The organism is Pseudomonas sp. LS_2, assembly GCF_042709235.1.
Classification (GTDB): domain Bacteria; phylum Pseudomonadota; class Gammaproteobacteria; order Pseudomonadales; family Pseudomonadaceae; genus Aquipseudomonas.
Genome location: NZ_JAVAYC010000001.1, coordinates 384,055 through 400,779, shown reverse-complemented (window position 1 = coordinate 400,779; position 16,725 = coordinate 384,055). Strand labels below are relative to the sequence as shown.

12 protein-coding genes are annotated in these 16,725 nt (G+C 63.5%); 8 read left to right on the top strand and 4 right to left on the bottom strand.

Annotation, left to right across the window (positions count from 1 at the left end; all coding sequences use genetic code 11):
• Positions 1 to 52 precede the first annotated feature (52 nt).
• Complete coding sequence (locus RAC97_RS01810) at positions 53 to 3,946, bottom strand: hypothetical protein (RefSeq protein WP_379671400.1); 3,894 nt, start codon at positions 3,944 to 3,946, stop codon at positions 53 to 55.
• 180 nt (positions 3,947 to 4,126) lie between these two features.
• On the opposite strand from RAC97_RS01810, the gene prmA reads away from it, so the two are divergent.
• The 8 genes from prmA (at position 4,127) to RAC97_RS01770 (ending at position 14,640) form a co-directional block, all read left to right on the top strand.
• A complete protein-coding gene (gene prmA / locus RAC97_RS01805; RefSeq protein ID WP_375098744.1) occupies positions 4,127 to 5,005 on the top strand; it encodes a 50S ribosomal protein L11 methyltransferase in 879 nt (292 codons plus the stop codon).
• A gap of 43 nt (positions 5,006 to 5,048) precedes the next feature.
• Positions 5,049 to 6,422 (top strand): DUF3426 domain-containing protein, encoded by a 1,374-nt coding sequence (locus tag RAC97_RS01800; RefSeq protein ID WP_375098745.1) that lies wholly within the window; start codon positions 5,049 to 5,051, stop codon positions 6,420 to 6,422.
• A 201-nt stretch (positions 6,423 to 6,623) separates the two neighbouring features.
• On the top strand, positions 6,624 to 7,637 hold the full coding sequence (gene dusB, locus RAC97_RS01795) for a tRNA dihydrouridine synthase DusB (protein ID WP_375098746.1): 1,014 nt from the start codon (positions 6,624 to 6,626) through the stop codon (positions 7,635 to 7,637).
• The gene (gene fis, locus RAC97_RS01790; RefSeq protein ID WP_008093076.1) at positions 7,634 to 7,954 is read left to right on the top strand and encodes a DNA-binding transcriptional regulator Fis; all 321 of its coding nucleotides are present in this window, start codon (positions 7,634 to 7,636) and stop codon (positions 7,952 to 7,954) included. Before dusB ends, fis begins: the two co-directional genes overlap by 4 nt.
• Before the next feature lie 79 nt (positions 7,955 to 8,033).
• Positions 8,034 to 9,641 carry a bifunctional phosphoribosylaminoimidazolecarboxamide formyltransferase/IMP cyclohydrolase gene (gene purH / locus RAC97_RS01785; protein WP_375098747.1) on the top strand — a complete coding sequence of 536 codons (1,608 nt, stop codon included), beginning with the start codon at positions 8,034 to 8,036 and terminating at the stop codon, positions 9,639 to 9,641.
• 133 nt (positions 9,642 to 9,774) lie between these two features.
• Positions 9,775 to 11,070: a phosphoribosylamine--glycine ligase gene (gene purD, locus RAC97_RS01780; RefSeq protein WP_375098748.1), complete on the top strand. Its 1,296-nt coding sequence runs from the start codon at positions 9,775 to 9,777 to the stop codon at positions 11,068 to 11,070.
• Positions 11,071 to 11,205: 135 nt separating this feature from the next.
• Positions 11,206 to 13,977, top strand: coding sequence for a response regulator (locus RAC97_RS01775; RefSeq protein ID WP_375098749.1), 2,772 nt, complete (start codon positions 11,206 to 11,208; stop codon positions 13,975 to 13,977).
• A gap of 66 nt (positions 13,978 to 14,043) precedes the next feature.
• Positions 14,044 to 14,640, top strand: a complete 597-nt coding sequence (locus RAC97_RS01770; protein ID WP_375098750.1) for a MarC family protein — start codon at positions 14,044 to 14,046, stop codon at positions 14,638 to 14,640.
• Here the strand turns inward: RAC97_RS01770 and RAC97_RS01765 are convergent.
• Genes RAC97_RS01765 through RAC97_RS01755 form a run of 3 tightly spaced genes read right to left on the bottom strand, consistent with a single transcriptional unit; the run spans position 14,637 to position 16,683 of the window.
• A complete protein-coding gene (locus RAC97_RS01765) occupies positions 14,637 to 15,257 on the bottom strand; it encodes a hypothetical protein (RefSeq protein ID WP_375098751.1) in 621 nt (206 codons plus the stop codon). The two genes, RAC97_RS01770 and RAC97_RS01765, sit on opposite strands and share 4 nt — an antisense overlap.
• On the bottom strand, positions 15,250 to 15,933 hold the full coding sequence (locus tag RAC97_RS01760; RefSeq protein WP_375098752.1) for a hypothetical protein: 684 nt from the start codon (positions 15,931 to 15,933) through the stop codon (positions 15,250 to 15,252). Before RAC97_RS01760 ends, RAC97_RS01765 begins: the two co-directional genes overlap by 8 nt.
• A 60-nt stretch (positions 15,934 to 15,993) precedes the next feature.
• Positions 15,994 to 16,683, bottom strand: a complete 690-nt coding sequence (locus RAC97_RS01755) for a hypothetical protein (protein WP_375098753.1) — start codon at positions 16,681 to 16,683, stop codon at positions 15,994 to 15,996.
• Positions 16,684 to 16,725 lie beyond the last annotated feature (42 nt).

Genomic DNA, 16,725 nt, shown 5'->3' with positions numbered 1-16,725 from the left:
CGCTCCGCTTAAGTGAACAGCATTACGGCCTGGTGCCGGGGTTTTTCTTTTTTCAGTTCGATGACCGGGTGAAGTCCACCAGGGCGAACGCCTTGGGGTCACCGCTGTCGGCTGGCGCACGAGGCAGCACCCTGCGGACTTCGCCAGGGGCCACTCGGTTCATGAACCGCAGCATCCTGCGCGATATTCCATCCAGCTCGGCCCCAGGGCCGACCTCGTTGCCGTACAGGCGCTGCAGCCTGCCATGGAGACCGTTGTAGAGCCGCTCGGCGAACCCTGCTGGCGTCAGGTAGGCCCGCGTGATACCGGTCTGCAAGTCCAGTGTCATGCCGTAGGTATTGGCGCCCAGGAAGGAAGAATAGGACCAGTGCCGCCAAGTGGGCACAAGGCCGTTGCGACTCAGCAACGCCCTTACCGGTTTGCCTATGTTGCTGCTCAACAGCCAATCGCCCCCCACCATTACCGCCGTGATCTCGCCCTCAGGGCCGCTCGCTCGCAAGCGCTCCACGGCCCCGTTGATAAGAGGCCTGATGTAGTTGGCGACCTTGTGGTCGATGTGCAGCACCGCGCCCATGCGGCTTACCGGGTTATAAAGCGCTACGCCAACGCAGGATTGAAGATTGAGCGTATAGAGGTAGTTCGCTTGGGCGCCTTCCAGAAATTGCGCGCACACATACTCACCCTGGAGTGCGCCGCGCGTAAGCTCTGGCCGGTCCAGGCCGGGAACCACGTGCTCGAGCGAACCTGCATAGCCTGCATCTTCCATTCGGTTGCCCCCGCGCAACCCCGGCAAGACCGGACGCAAACCGCCATCGGAAGTCACCTGTACGGGCAGCTTGTACATGGCATCGGGACGCTGGGAATTGACCACACGCAGGAAATCCTCGCCGCTGCGATGCTCCAGGCGGTAGTAACGCCCACGGTAGCGCACGTAGTGCCTGCCATCGGCAGCGACCTGCGTCCCCTTCCAAACGCCTTCCGTGCCATCACCCACCAGCCCTGCCGGTGGGTGCTCCAGTGCCCAGCGCCTGTTCATCCCTAGGGCCTCCAGCCTGACCGCCTTGCCCCCCGCGACCTCCCTGCCCCCCGCTACACTGCGCAGCCCTGCCACGGCCGAGCGCCCCACCAGCACCACGCCAAGCACCGCCCACGACGCCTGCAACCAGCCCATCAGGGCCTTGTTCGTATCGCCCTTGGCATGGGCGACGATCGCGGCATGCATACCTGCGGCGAGGAACGCCGCATCCATCAGCAACGCAAAGGGTGCACAGACCAGCGCCAGCGGCAACGCGCAGAGGAACAAGCCCTTCAGCACATGCGCCTCGATCAGTTGCCTGCGCGTCGTACTGACCTGGCTGACTTCATCCAAGCCGTGCTGCACGTAGGTATTGAATTCATCCACCAGTCTCCTCACGCGCTGCCCTTCTCGCAGTGAATCGGGATGCGCCTGCTGCGCCGCGAGCCTGACCAGCAAAGCGCTCGCTGACACCCGCGTGGCCTGCGTGGCGCGCCCCACCAGATAGTCGTGCAACACAACCGCTGTATCGCCACGCAGGTCAGCGTAGGGGCGTAGCAACCGTTGGTCAGGGGAGTCGGGGGTGTACAACCAATCCTTAGCTCGGCCATCCTTGAACACCCTGAACACATACACGCCGAGAATGGGCTTGGCATCCAGGGTCAGGCGAAAGATGCCGTCAGTCCGCGCGACGCTTTCGGAACCCTCCGGCCTGGCAGGCGTGGCCGTCCACTGCGATGCCTCGGTGACCAGGCGGGTCAGCGTCGAATGATCCTCCAGGTCCAGATGTTGTTGCCCCAGCCCCTGGCGCAGGTCGCGATCGAGCATCGCCACCAGCATTCTGTTGAAGGCGCGTCTGCGAGCGCTGTAGGTATCGGCGCTCTCGTCCAGGTACCTCGCCGCCATCGTCTCGACATATTGCTGCCCCAGGTACGCCGAGCGCGCGTAGATTGCCAAAGGGGCGCTACGGACTGCTTCCAGGTTTTGCCCAGCCGACGAGCGCACGCCACGCCTGGGGTCATCGATACCTGAGGTGTCGCTGTATCCATGGAGCGCCATGTCGAGCAATGTCATGGTGCCTTTGACCAACCCCGCACTGTCCTCGTGGTAGTCGATCAGCACCGTTTCCGGGTCTACCTCCTCGGTAACCCCGACACTGCGCAGGTAAGGCCTGATGCGCTCGGCTACCGTGCGTCGAACGAACGCCAGGTAAGGCTCATAGTCATCCAGTTGGCGCTCGAAGGCTTTCTCGAAGAGGCTGGCCTTCTGCCGTTCGGTGTTTTGAAGCCTGCGCCCGGCTGTCGTCAGGTTACGGTACCAGTCGGGTGAGTCTCGTCGCTGGACATCGCCCAGGTGACGGTTCTGACGCGCGTGCACAAGGTCCCTGGAGCAATCGCCATAACCTGCCGGCAGCCCGCGCAGTTCCAGGCTTCGATCCCAACTACCGACTTTCAGCGCCAGCTTGGCGTACTGCCCTGTGGCGTACTCCAGCAACGCATGGGGCGTAAGCTGCGACAGGTACTGGCGGCCTGCTTCATTCTCGAGCCAGCCTACTATTTCCTCGGTGACGGCACGCAGGCTGTTGAGTTCGACCCATTCCTGCCCGTCCGGCTTGTCAGGGGCATAGAGCACGAGCCTATCGATCTCCTTGCTTGGGCTTTCACGGTAGAACAACAGCAAGTCACACCAGTGGCTACCGGGTTGCAGCCCCAGGGTTCGCACGTGCAAGGCTCCGGCCTCGCCACCTGCGGCAGCCTTGACCTGATCGGCCAAGGCGTCCCCGACATGCCCGGCGTACCTGCCAATCAGCAGGCTGTGCTGCAACCGGGCCTCGTACTCCTCTTTCATCGCCTCCTCGAGCTCGTCGCTGCCATAGCGGGTAGTCAGCGCCTGGAGGTAGTCCGATGGTGCATCGATCGCTGCGAGCAATTCTTCGACAAGGGCGGGTGACAGTGCATGGGCATAACGTTGCGGGGCGTCCTCCCGATGGATCTCGTAGAAACCGGCCACGTTGACCGGCCCGGCCGCTACCAGCGCTGCAAGGCTTACGGTATCGCTATGCGTTGCATAACCTTCGGGAAAGCGCCGGTGGATCAAGATCTGCTCGGGGTGCATGCGATGGCCGGTCTGTTGCCACAGGTATTGCTGCGCACGCTTGCCGGCATGCTCCCTGAGCGTAGCGACGCCATCCATCAGTAGGTTGTGCACATGAACAGCATCCTCCAGACGCGCCTGGGTGGCCTTCAGTGCGTCCCATTGCGCCTGCGACAGGCCCTTCATCCAATCAGGTTCGAGCGGCTTGGCCAGCCGATCGAGGCGTTCGAGCTCCGAGTCGCTGGCCAGTGCTCGCAGCAGCACCTGTGTGCGCCAGGAGTGCTCGAGGTCCTCCATGCGCGCACGCAGCCCTTGTGGGGTCTGCCCCGCCAGTTCTGCACTGCCGAACAGTGCTTCGCACTCGGCCTTGTGACTGTCGAGACGCGTCTGTAGCCGACGGCGATAGCCGGCGACATCCGCTACCCCCTCCGGATCCTTCGACCAATGGGGTTGCAAGGCGTCGGTGTAGACGCAGGCCAGCCTGCCGCTCATCGCCTCCACCACTTGAACCAGAACGGTCCGACGTTGCGCGAGCACCGTATCGGCGGTCGACGTGTACCACATTGCCAACTCATCGGTAGGCGGCTCGTAGGGCCCCAACGCCCCCTGGATACGGCACTGCAGCACGATGTCGAGCAGTGCATCGGCAAAGCCGTCTACAAAGGCCTCGCCGGGCAATTGGCTATTCAGTTCGATTAACAGGTGCTCCTCCAACTGTTCGAACCAGCGCGGCTGGGTTGCGAGCCGCTTGCCGAGCGCTTCTCCCCATTGGGTCAAGCGCTCGAGCAACTGGGTGTCTGTTTCCCTGGGCGGCGTGGGTTCGGTCTGTTGATTCATAGCGGGCTCCTCCTGAAAAGGGCATGCAGGATGGCCGGACCGAGCGGCGCGCTTGCGGTAAATGCTGCTGGCCAGGCAGGCCTGGCGCCGGGGCCGCTCCACATTGCCGCCCGCCTGACGTAAACTGCGCCCTTTGCGCAGCCTGTGGCTGCCCCTGTCGATTTCTCAAAGGTGCCCGCCATGCCCTGGCTGCAAGTACGCCTGGCCATCAGCCCGGAACAAGCCGAAACCTACGAAGATGCCCTGCTGGAAGTAGGCGCCGTCTCGGTGACCTTCATGGATGCAGAAGACCAGCCGATCTTCGAGCCGGACCTGAACACCACCCCGCTGTGGTCGCACACCCACCTGTTGGCGCTGTTCGAGGCCGATACCGACCCCGAGCAGGTCTTCGCCCACCTGCGCCTGCTGACCGGCAGCGAGCTACCCGAGCACCAGGCCGAAGTGATCGAGGACCAGGACTGGGAGCGCAGCTGGATGGACAACTTCCAGCCCATGCGTTTCGGCCGCCGCCTGTGGATCGTGCCGAGCTGGCACGAGGCGCCTGAGAAAGATGCAGTGAACCTGCTGCTCGACCCAGGCCTGGCATTCGGCACCGGCACCCACCCCACCACCGCCCTGTGCCTGGAATGGCTCGACGGCCAGGCACTGCAAGGCACCCAGGTACTGGACTTCGGCTGCGGCTCGGGCATCCTGGCCATCGCCGCTTTGCTGCTGGGCGCCCGCGAGGCGGTCGGCACCGACATCGACGTGCAGGCCCTGGAAGCCTCCCGCGACAACGCCCAGCGCAATGGTATCGCCGACGAGACGTTCGCCCTGTACCTGCCCGAGCAGATGCCGGCCATGCAGGCCGACGTGCTGGTCGCCAACATCCTGGCCGGCCCGCTGGTGTCGCTGGCCCCGCAGCTGTCCGGCCTGGTGCGTCCTGGTGGCCTGCTGGCACTGTCGGGCATCCTCGCCGAGCAGGGCGAGGAAGTGGCCGCAGCCTATGCTGCGGACTTCGACCTGGACCCGATCGTCGTACGCGATGGCTGGGTACGGATCAGTGGTCGCCGCCGCTGAGTAGACCTAGACTCAACTTCTGCCAAGCCCTTCGGAACGCCGCATGACCGACAGTTTCGTCACCCAGTGCCCGCATTGCCAGACCAGCTTTCGCGTCACTCACCACCAACTGAGTGTGGCGCGCGGCGTGGTGCGCTGCGGCCAATGCCTGCAGGTGTTCAATGCGGCGCGCCAATTGCTGGAGCAGAGCCAGGCGGCCAACGCCGCGACACAACCCCTGGTGCCCGTGACAGCGCCACCTTCTGCCGTCGAGCCCCCAGCAGTGGTGGCGCCGCCAGTAGTACCGGTGAAGGCCCCTGAGGTTGCCCCCTTGCCGCCAAGCCAGGACGACTGGGCCAGCACCACCCAGGCGCTGGATGAGCTGGACCTCGACCAGGAGCTGGCGCTCCTGGAGCGTCGCGGGGCGCAACCCGAGCGTCAGGCCAAGGGCGATGCTGACACCTTGCAGGCCCGCCGCGACGAGCACCACAGCGAGGAGCATGACGATAAGCCTTTCGGCACGGCCAACGACGGCGATCATCAGCTCGAACCCGAAACTCACCCGCCGCTGGCGCAGGCGCCAGTCGAGCAGGAAGCCCTCGACCTTCAGCCAGCCGCCGAATCACGCACCGAACCCACCCTGGGCCGAGCCCTGGACCTGGACGACGAAGAACCGCCGGTGCGCAAGGCGGCTGTCGAGCCTCCAGCGCAAGCGCTCGCCAAATCCTCCGCCGAAGTCGACGATGAGCCGCTCGTACCGAAAGGCTTTTCGGCAATCGATGACGAGCCCGCCGCCGTGCGCGTCTCGACCCGCGATGACGATGACGAGCACGAACCAGCCCCAGGCGAGCGCCTGGAACCGGTACTGGCCACCAAGCCCACGCGTGCACGCAAGGAGCCGCTGGTCGACGTGGTAGACGACCCGCTGCAACTGGGCTGGGAAAAACCTGCGGCGAACTGGGGCATGCGCCTGCTGTGGGGCGTATTGACGTTGTTGGCCACCGCGCTTCTGGCCTTCCAGTACATCTGGTACCACTTCGACGAAATGGCCCGCCACGACAACTACCGCCCGCTGTTCCAGCAAGTGTGCCCGCTGGTCGGCTGCCAGGTGCCTACACGGGTCGACATCGCACGGATCAAGAGCAGCAACCTGGTGGTGCGCAGCCACCCGGACTTCAAGGGTGCGCTGATCGTCGACGCCATTCTCTACAACCGCGCGCCGTTCTCGCAGCCCTTCCCACTGCTGGAGCTGCGTTTCGCCGACCTTAACGGCCAGCTGATCGCCAGCCGACGCTTCAAGCCCAGCGAGTACCTTTCCGGGGAACTGGCCGGGCGCGGAGAAATGCCCAGCCAGACACCGATTCACATCGCCCTGGACATCCTCGACCCAGGGCCGAAGGCGGTGAACTACAGCCTGAGCTTCCGCTCCCCGGAGTAACTCCGGCAGCGCGATACGACCGGTGTAGGACTCGATTTTCCGGGCTATGCAGTGGTTGTAATGACATCACCAACCTAAATGTCATAACGCCGTAACTGTTCAGATTTTATCCAGCTCCATCTTTATCCGGTCACCGAGAGCGGGTATGATGCCAACCCTTTTTCGAACTCCCATGATCCGGCCCCACAACAGGGAACACCTATGTCGGCGGTACGCATCGGCCCATACATACTGCGGAACAACCTGATCCTCGCGCCCATGGCCGGGGTCACGGACCAACCTTTCCGCACGCTTTGCAACGCCCTGGGGGCGGGCATGGTGGTGTCGGAAATGGTGACCAGCGACATGAGCCTGTGGAACAGCCGCAAGTCGAGCCTGCGCCGCATCCACGAAGGTGATCCCGAGCCACGCTCGGTGCAGATCGCCGGGGGTGATGCGCAGATGATGGCAGCCGCGGCCAGGGCCAACGTCGAGGCCGGCGCGCAGATCATCGACATCAACATGGGCTGCCCGGCAAAAAAAGTCTGCAACAAGGCCGCAGGCTCTGCTTTATTGAGAGATGAAGCCTTGGTCAGCGAGATCCTCCACGCCGTGGTCGGCGCAGTGGAGGTCCCGGTGACCCTGAAGATCCGTACCGGCTGGGACCGGACGAGCAAGAATGGCCTGGAGGTGGCGAAGATCGCCGAACAGGCAGGAATCCGGGCGCTTGCGGTACATGGCCGCACACGCGCCGACCTGTACACCGGTGAAGCCGAGTACGACACCATCGCCGCGATCAAGCAGGCGGTGTCGATCCCGGTGTTCGCCAACGGCGACATCACCTCGCCGGAAAAAGCCCGCGCGGTGCTCGACGCCACCGGCGCCGACGGCCTGCTGATAGGCCGCGCCGCCCAAGGGCGACCGTGGATCTTCCGCGAGGTCGAGCATTACCTGCGTACCGGTGAACACCTGCCAGCCCCTGGGCTTGCGGAAGTTGAACGTATTTTGCTGGAGCACCTGGCCGCGCTGCATGCCTTCTATGGCGACGTGATGGGCGTACGTATCGCCCGCAAGCACGTAGGTTGGTACCTGGCTACACGCCCGGGCGGCAGGGAGTTTCGCGCCCGGTTCAATGCCTTGGAAGATACCCAAGCGCAGTGCGCCAACGTTCGAGCGTATTTCGCCGAACGTACAGAGAGCCTTGAGACAGAGGACGGACAAGGGGTGGCCGCATGACGATGATGACCGAGACATTAGTGAGTGGAACAACGCCCGTGAGCGACAACGCCAACCTCAAACAGCACCTCAACACGCCGAGCGAAGAGGGCCAGACCCTTCGCGACAGCGTCGAGAAAGCGCTGCACAACTACTTCGCCCACCTCGAAGGCGCGACCGTCACGGACGTGTACAACCTGGTGCTCTCGGAGGTCGAGGCGCCACTGCTCGAAAGCGTGATGAACTACGTCAAGGGCAACCAGACCAAGGCCAGCGAGATGCTCGGGCTCAACCGCGGCACCCTGCGCAAGAAGCTCAAGCAGTACGACCTGTTGTAAAGCCAGAATCCCAATCAGAAAAGGCGGCTCGTCAAAGAGGCGCCTTTTTTGCTGACTCCACCGCGTTATGGAATCCGAAATGACCGACCAGACTACCCGCCTGCCGATCCGCCGCGCCCTGATCAGCGTCTCCGACAAGACCGGTATCCTCGAATTCGCCCGTGAGCTGCAACAGCTCGGTGTCGAGATCCTGTCCACCGGCGGCACCTACAAGCTGCTCAAGGACAACGGCGTGAACGCGGTGGAAGTGGCCGACTACACCGGCTTCGCCGAAATGATGGACGGCCGGGTCAAGACCCTGCACCCGAAGATCCACGGCGGTATCCTCGGTCGTCGCGGCACCGATGACGCCATCATGAACGAGCACGGCATCAAGCCGATCGACCTGGTAGCGGTCAACCTGTACCCGTTCGAGGCCACCATTTCCAAGCCAGGCTGTGACCTTCCGACCGCCATCGAGAACATCGATATCGGCGGCCCGACCATGGTTCGCTCGGCAGCCAAGAACCACAAGGACGTCGCCATCGTGGTCAACGCCAGCGACTACGCGGGTATCGTCGAAGGCCTCAAGGCTGGCGGCCTGACCTATGCCCAGCGCTTCGACCTGATGCTCAAGGCCTTCGAACACACGGCCGCCTACGACGGCATGATCGCCAACTACATGGGCAGCATCGACCAGGCCCAGGACACCCTGTCCACCGAGGGCCGCAGCGAATTCCCGCGCACCTTCAACAGCCAGTTCGTCAAGGCCCAGGAAATGCGCTATGGCGAGAACCCGCACCAGAGCGCGGCGTTCTATGTGGAAGCGAAGAAGGGTGAAGCGAGCATCTCCACTGCCATCCAGTTGCAAGGCAAGGAACTGTCGTTCAACAACGTGGCCGACACCGACGCTGCGCTGGAGTGCGTGAAGAGCTTCGTCAAGCCGGCCTGCGTCATCGTCAAGCATGCCAACCCGTGCGGCGTAGCTGTCGTGCCTGAAGACGAGGGGGGCATCCGCAAGGCCTACGACCTGGCCTACGCCACCGACACCGAATCGGCCTTCGGCGGCATCATCGCCTTCAACCGCGAGCTCGATGGCGAAACCGCCAAGGCCATCGTCGAGCGCCAGTTCGTCGAAGTGATCATCGCCCCGAAAATCTCCCAGGCCGCCCGTGACGTGGTGGCTGCCAAGCAGAATGTGCGCTTGCTGGAGTGTGGCGAATGGCCTGCCGAGCGTGCTGCCGGCTGGGACTTCAAGCGCGTCAACGGTGGCCTGCTGGTGCAGAGCCGCGACATCGGCATGATCGCCGCCGACGACCTGAAGGTGGTGACCAAGCGCGCGCCGACCGAGCAGGAGATCCACGACCTGGTGTTCGCCTGGAAAGTGGCCAAGTTCGTCAAGTCCAACGCCATCGTCTACGCCAAGAACCGCCAGACCATCGGCGTCGGCGCCGGCCAGATGAGCCGCGTCAACTCCGCGCGCATCGCTGCAATCAAGGCCGAGCATGCTGGCTTGCAGGTGCAGGGTGCGGTCATGGCATCGGACGCGTTCTTCCCGTTCCGTGACGGCATCGACAACGCGGCTAAAGTGGGTATCAGCGCGGTGATCCAGCCAGGCGGTTCGATGCGCGATGCCGAAGTCATCGCTGCTGCCGACGAAGCCGGCATTGCGATGGTGTTCACCGGTATGCGCCACTTCCGCCATTAATCAGATGACAGGCTGATCGCCGGCCCCTGTGGGAGCGGGTTTACCCGCGAATGCGATGCTGGATTCACCGCCGCATTCGCGGGTAAACCCGCTCCCACAGGGTCGGGGATCACCGCTAGACAGAGGTTTTGAAATGAAAGTTTTGATCATCGGCAGCGGTGGCCGTGAACACGCCCTGGCCTGGAAAGTCGCCCAGGACCCCCGCGTCGAGAAAGTCTTCGTCGCCCCCGGCAACGCCGGCACCGCCACCGAAGCCAAGTGCGAGAACGTCGCCATCGACGTGCTGGCCCTGGAGCAACTGGCCGATTTCGCCGAGCAGAACGTGCAGATGACCATCGTCGGCCCTGAGGCGCCGCTGGTCGCAGGCGTCGTCGACCTGTTCCGCAGCCGTGGCCTGGACTGCTTTGGTCCGACCAAAGGTGCAGCCCAGCTGGAAGGTTCCAAGGCCTTCACCAAGGACTTCCTGGCCCGCCACAAGATTCCGACCGCCGACTACCAGAACTTCACCGAGATCGAACCGGCCCTGGCCTACCTGAAGGAAAAGGGCGCGCCGATCGTGATCAAGGCCGACGGCCTGGCCGCGGGCAAAGGCGTGATCGTCGCCATGACCCTGCAGGAAGCCGAAGATGCCGTGCGTGACATGCTCGCAGGCAACGCCTTCGGCGACGCAGGCTCGCGCGTAGTGATCGAAGAGTTCCTCGATGGCGAAGAAGCCAGCTTCATCGTCATGGTAGACGGCCACAACGTACTGCCAATGGCCACCAGCCAGGACCACAAGCGCGTCGGCGATGCCGACACTGGCCCGAACACTGGCGGCATGGGTGCCTACTCCCCTGCCCCGGTGGTCACCGCCGAGGTGCACCAGCGCGTGATGGACCAGGTTATCTGGCCGACCGTGCGCGGCATGGCCGCAGAAGGCAATGTCTATACCGGCTTCCTGTACGCAGGCCTGATGATCGACAAGGCGGGCAACCCCAAGGTCATCGAGTTCAACTGCCGCTTCGGCGACCCGGAGACCCAGCCAGTCATGCTGCGCCTGGAATCGAGCCTGGTGCTGCTGGTGGAAGCGGCATTGGCCAAGGCCCTGGACAAGATCGAAGCCCAGTGGAACCCACGGCCGAGCCTGGGCGTGGTGCTGGCCGCTGGCGGCTACCCTGGCGACTACGCCAAGGGCGCTGCGATCAGCGGCCTGGAGGCTGCCGCCAAGCTGGAAGGCAAGGTATTCCACGCCGGTACCACGCTCAAGGACGGTCAGGTCGTCACCGCAGGTGGCCGCGTACTCTGCGCCACGGCCCTGGGCGATACCGTCGAGGCTGCGCAACAGCAGGCCTACCGGCTGGCCAAGGAAGTGAGCTGGGAAGGCAGCTTCTACCGTACAGACATCGGCTACCGGGCCATTGCCCGCGAGCGCGGTGAAGTCAAGCACTAAGCTACAACCGAAACGTCGTGCCGCCCTGGCGCACGGCCTTCGGCTCGTCGACAAGGCCCTCCAAGGGCCTTGCCTTCGTCTTCGCGCGCCGCGCATAGTTGTAATCCGGCACCTCAGCCAAGAAAGGATCTCGTCGTGCGTCGGCTTCGGATTGCCATAGCCCTGTTCGTCAGCCTGCTGACCCTGCTCTGCCTGGCCCCGGCTTCAGCCGAACCTGGCGGGAGCTGGTCGGTTCTGCTCGACGAACAAGCCAGCCTGCAACTCTCCGACGTACGCTCCGAACGCTACCGCAACCAGTTCAGCCCGATCCCCCTCGACGAGCTGGATGCCGCCTTGCCCAACCAAGCCCTGTGGCTGCACTACCGCCTCGAGCCGGCGGACCAGGAACGCCTGTTGCGCATTTTCGCGCCCGACCTGTCGCAACTGGACCTCTATGCCCTGGACGGCAACACGCTGCTGCGCCAACTGCATCATGGGCGCCAAGTCGGCCTCGCCAGCCCGACCCTACGTGGCAGCGACCATGTGCTGCCGCTGCCGAACAGCGGGCAACCCCTGGATATCTACGTTCGCCTGGTTTCCGAGCACCAGCTGCGCCCGGCCATCAGCCTTGAAAGCGCGGCCATGGCGGCCATCGACCAACGCCAGCCACTGCTGTTCGGCCTGCTGTTCGGCGGCCTGGCGATGCTGATACTGCACAACCTGTTCCGCGTCCTCTATGCACGCTCCGGCACCACCCTGGTGCTGGCGCTGTACCACGCCCTGATGCTGCTGAGTGCGCTGATCCTGCTTAACCTCAGCGGCCCCTGGTGGCAGGTCTGGCACAGCGCGCAGACCCCCGCCGCCTACCTCACGCTGGTTTTGGCCGGGCTCTCAGGCCTGTACTTCACCCAGCGCTTTTTCAGCCACTGCCCCGCGCCGCGGCTGAATCGCCTGCTGCAGGCAGAGATGCTCATCGCCTGCATCAGCGGCCTGATGCTGCTGTTCATCGACACCCTGCCGCTGAACCTGACCACCTATGCCCTGCTGGCCCTGGGCAGCGTCAGCATGCTGCTGGTCAGCGCGTACCACTGGTACAAGGGCTACTCGCCAGCACGCCTGTTCACGCTGGCCATGCTGGTGTTCAACCTCGGCGGCCTGGTGCTGCTGCCCGCGCTGCTGGGGCTGACCCGCACCCCCACGCCATGGCTGCTGGGCATCCTGCTGGGCATGACGGTCGCCAGCGGCTTGCTGCTCAACCTGGCGGTCGGCGAGCGTCTGCGCAAGCTCACCGACGAAAGCGCCCGGGCCAGCCGCGCCATGGCCGCCAGCGATGCGGAAATCAACGCCAAGGCCGAGTTCCTGGCCAAGATCAGTCATGAAATACGTACACCGATGAATGGCGTGCTGGGCATGACCGAACTGCTGCTCGGTACACCCCTGTCGGTCAAGCAGCGCGACTATGTGCAAACCATCCACAGTGCGGGCAACGAGCTGCTCACGCTGATCAACGAGATCCTCGATATTTCCAAGCTCGAATCCCGGCAGATCGAGCTGGACGACGTACAGTTCGACCTCAACGCCCTGATCGAGGACTGCCTGAACATCTTCCGGGCCAAGGCCGAGCAGCAGAATATCGAGCTCATCAGCTTCACCCAGCCCCAGGTACCGCGGGTGATCAGCGGCGACCCCACCCGCCTGCGCCAGGCGCTGTCGAGCCTACTGGACAACGCCCTGAAGAACACCGCGCAAGGGGAGATCCTGCTGGTGGTGGCCCTGGACCAGCGCGGCGACACCCCGCGGCTGCGCGTCGCCGTGCAGGACAGTGGCGAGCCCATGCCTTCCGCCGAGCGCGACGCCCTGCTGCAAGCCGAGCTGCACAGCCATCACTTCCTCTCCAGCAACAAGCTCGGTGGGCACCTGGGGCTGGTGATCGCCAAGCAACTGATTGGCCTGATGCACGGCGAGTTCGGTATCAAGACCAGTACAAGCATGGGCAACACCCTGTGGCTGACGCTGCCGCTCGACCCTTCGCGCCTGGAGCAGCCCGCAGCCGACCTCGACGGCCCGCTGCGCGACGCACGGGTGCTGGTGGTGGACGACAACGATACCTGCCGCAAGGTGCTGGTGCAGCAATGCAGCGCCTGGGGCATGAATGTCAGCGCAGTACCGTCCGGCAAGGAAGCCTTGGCCTTGCTGCGTACCAAGGCGCACCTGCGTGACTACTTCGATGCCGTGCTGCTCGACCAGAACATGCCAGGCATGACCGGCATGCAACTGGCCGCCAAGATCAAGGAAGACCCCAGCCTGAACCACGACATCCTGGTGGTCATGCTCACCGGTATCAGCAATGCGCCGAGCAAGGTCATTGCCCGCAATGCCGGGGTCAAGCGCATCCTGGCCAAGCCGGTGGCGGGCTATACGCTCAAGACCACCCTGGCCGAGGAGCTGGCCCAGCGCGGCCGCGAGCCGTTGCAAACCCTAGCCCTGGGCGGCACACCGCCGCCACTGGACCTGCCCACGGACTTCCGCATTCTGGTGGCCGAAGACAACAGCATTTCCACCAAGGTGATTCGTGGCATGCTCGGCAAGCTCAACCTCGAGCCAGATACCGCGAGCAACGGCGAGGAAGCCTTGCAGGCGATGAAAGCCCAGCGTTACGACCTGGTGCTGATGGACTGCGAAATGCCGATACTCGACGGTTTCTCCGCCACCCAGCAACTGCGCGCCTGGGAAACAGCCAATCAGCGCCTGCGTACGCCGGTAGTGGCATTGACGGCGCATATTCTCAGCGAGCACAAAGAACGTGCACGGTTGGCGGGCATGGATGGGCACATGGCCAAGCCGGTCGAGCTCTCGCAACTGCGCGAGCTGATCCAGTTCTGGGCAGGCAGGCGTGCCGCGCGCTCAGGCTCGGTACCGGCCTCCTGAAACTGCGCTGCCCGACGGTGCTGCTGATACACTTTCCCGCACTTTCCCCGCCATGGACTCACGCCCATGCTTCATGAGTTGTTCAGCGTCTACCTGAAGATGCTCGTGCTCTACAGCCCATTCTTCGTGCTTTCGTGCTTCATCAGCCTGACCCGCGGCTACTCCAGCAAGGAGCGCAAGCAACTCGCCTGGCGTGTGGCGATCGCGGTGCTGATCGCCAGCGTGCTGCTGTACCTGTTCGGGCGGGTGATCTTCGGCGTGTTCGGCATCACCGCCGATGCCTTCCGCATCGGTGCAGGCTCGGTGCTGTTCATCTCGGCATTGGGCATGGCCCAGGGCAAGTCGGCGGTCCAGGCCGACAACGTGCAGCAGGACGTGACCATCGTGCCGCTGACCATCCCCCTCACCGTCGGCCCCGGCACCATCGGTGCCCTGCTGGTGATGGGGGTCAGCCAGCCGCACTGGGACGACAAGGCGCTGGCCATCGTCAGCATCGCCCTGGCCAGCTTTACCGTCGGCCTGGTGCTGTACCTCTCGCACCGTATCGAACGTATCCTAGGCGACCAGGGCTTGCAGATCGTCAGCCGCTTGATGGGGCTGTTCGTCTGCGCGCTCGCGGCGCAGATCATCTTCACAGGGATCAAGGGCTACCTGGTCGGCTAGATCTCGACGTCGCGGATGTATTGAGCGAAGCGGTTCTGCAACGCCTGCTCGACCTTGCCTCGGTACTCTTGGTCGAACAGGCGTGGGTTGAAGCGCACCAAGGTCGCTCGTGCTTTGCGCACCTTGCGTTCGCGGTAAAGAAAGCCGGCACTGAGCTGCGATATTTCGCACTCCTCGTGGTAGATCACCATGTCGACATATCCGCCCTTGACCCTCGCGCAGGGCACCAATTGGAAGCGGTGCTCCTCGCGGCTGCGCTGTTCGAAGTGCAACAACGCGCCTGCGTCCCGATTCAACTGATCGAAAGCCATGCCCGTGGTGACCGCGTAGTAATCCCCACCCTTGGCGCCAATCGTCTGCAACGCCGTATCGACGATCTGCACCCGGTTCTCGTCCGGCCAATGGATTCGCTCGGGGGTTACCGGGTCCCAGCCAAGGAAACGAAGCTTGTTGCAGTAGGCCGAATACCAGTCGAGCTCCGGATTCGTCTCGTATTCCGCCCGCGTCTGAGCCTGCGCCATCGAAAGGGCCATATGCACGGCACTGCGTTGCTGCGCATTGCCGCCCGGAATGGTTACCAGGCAGTTACCGACCACGGCAGTTTGTTGATCACTCACGCCCACCTCCGGTATTCAATTCGTCCAGCGGCACCAGGTAACGGAACTCCGCCTGTTTTTCCGCTATCGTTTCATGCAGTCTGGCCTGGTGCTTCTCGAACGAGGCTGGGTCCAAGGTGGCGCAAAAACCTTTCATCCAGTACTCGCGCAGCGTATCGCCCGCCATCATGCAACCCAGCCCAACCTGCTCGAGCGGTACGCTGCAATCGACGAAAACGCAGCACAGGTCGATGACCGGCCCCGTCTGCACCACCCCCACCTCCAACAGCGCACAGGAGCCGTGTGCATGCGTTTGATGGGTGAGCGAGCGCAAGCACTCAGCGCTGCCGTGTGCGATGGTCGCCAGGGCATAATTCAACGCTGGGACGGCCGCGGGGTTGCGTCCGTGCAACCACTCCTGCAAAGGCTGGGTCAGCGACAGGGGCGCGTCGTTTTTTCCGGTGGCGTGCTCGTTGCTGCGCTGGGTGATGATCCAGCCAGTCATGGAAATGGCCTGGACATACGCCTCATGCCACTTGGGAAAATGCGTGAGACGTGGACCTTGCTTCTTGTTCGCCAACAACTGCGCATAGATCAACGTATCGAGCGCAGCCTGCCGCTGTTCAGTCGGCAGGTCGTTGGCCACGAGCAGTACGGTGCCGTTGGCCAACCATAGCGAGTAATCCTGCTGCTTCATCGAATCCCCTCCTGCGAAAACGACAAAACGGGACGGCGCCTGAGCGCAGCCCCGTCCCCTTCAGATGTCGAAGTCCATGACATTGGCCAATGCGCGCTCGGCCAACTTGCCCACCACATGTTCACGCAAGCGGTTGTAGACCTGCTTGTTGAACGACAACATCGCCATGCCCGAATAGCTCTGCGACGAAGTACTCTTCCACTCGAACACGACGGTATCGAGGTCAGTCTGCGAGGCGGCGGAGCTGATGGCAGCGACCCCCATGACGACTTCGCCCTCGCTGGTTTCCAGGCACGATGCGAGCCCTACCGTGGCGCTGCTTTTCGTCTTCACATTCCTGGAGAACAGTTGCTGTGGCTCGTCGACCTTGCCCAACCCCTCCACCGCCTGGCCGGCCAGCGAAATCATCGCTTCGCCAACCGCCCCGCCCACCAGCGCCTGGCCTGTGATCTTCATCGCCTTGAAGGCGATGTTACCCAAGGTCAGCGACTCGCCTGCGATATGCTCGCGCTCGAATGTGCGACGGACAATGGTCCAGCCGCTCTGCGTCAAGGCACCGATGAACGTGTCGAACCACTGCTCCGCCTGATCTTCCTGGTCGTAGCGCTTGGAGGCGACCAGCGAAGCCAGCTGGAAAGAGCTCTTCACATCGGTGCGGCTCTGGTACGACATGCCAGCGCCAAATGCCATCAGGGATTGCTCTACCACCGCCGCACTGTTGGTGGTGGTGACGCTCATGTTGTCGGTCATCTTGGATAATCCTTCTGTATGAGCCCGACGCGAAGTGGACGG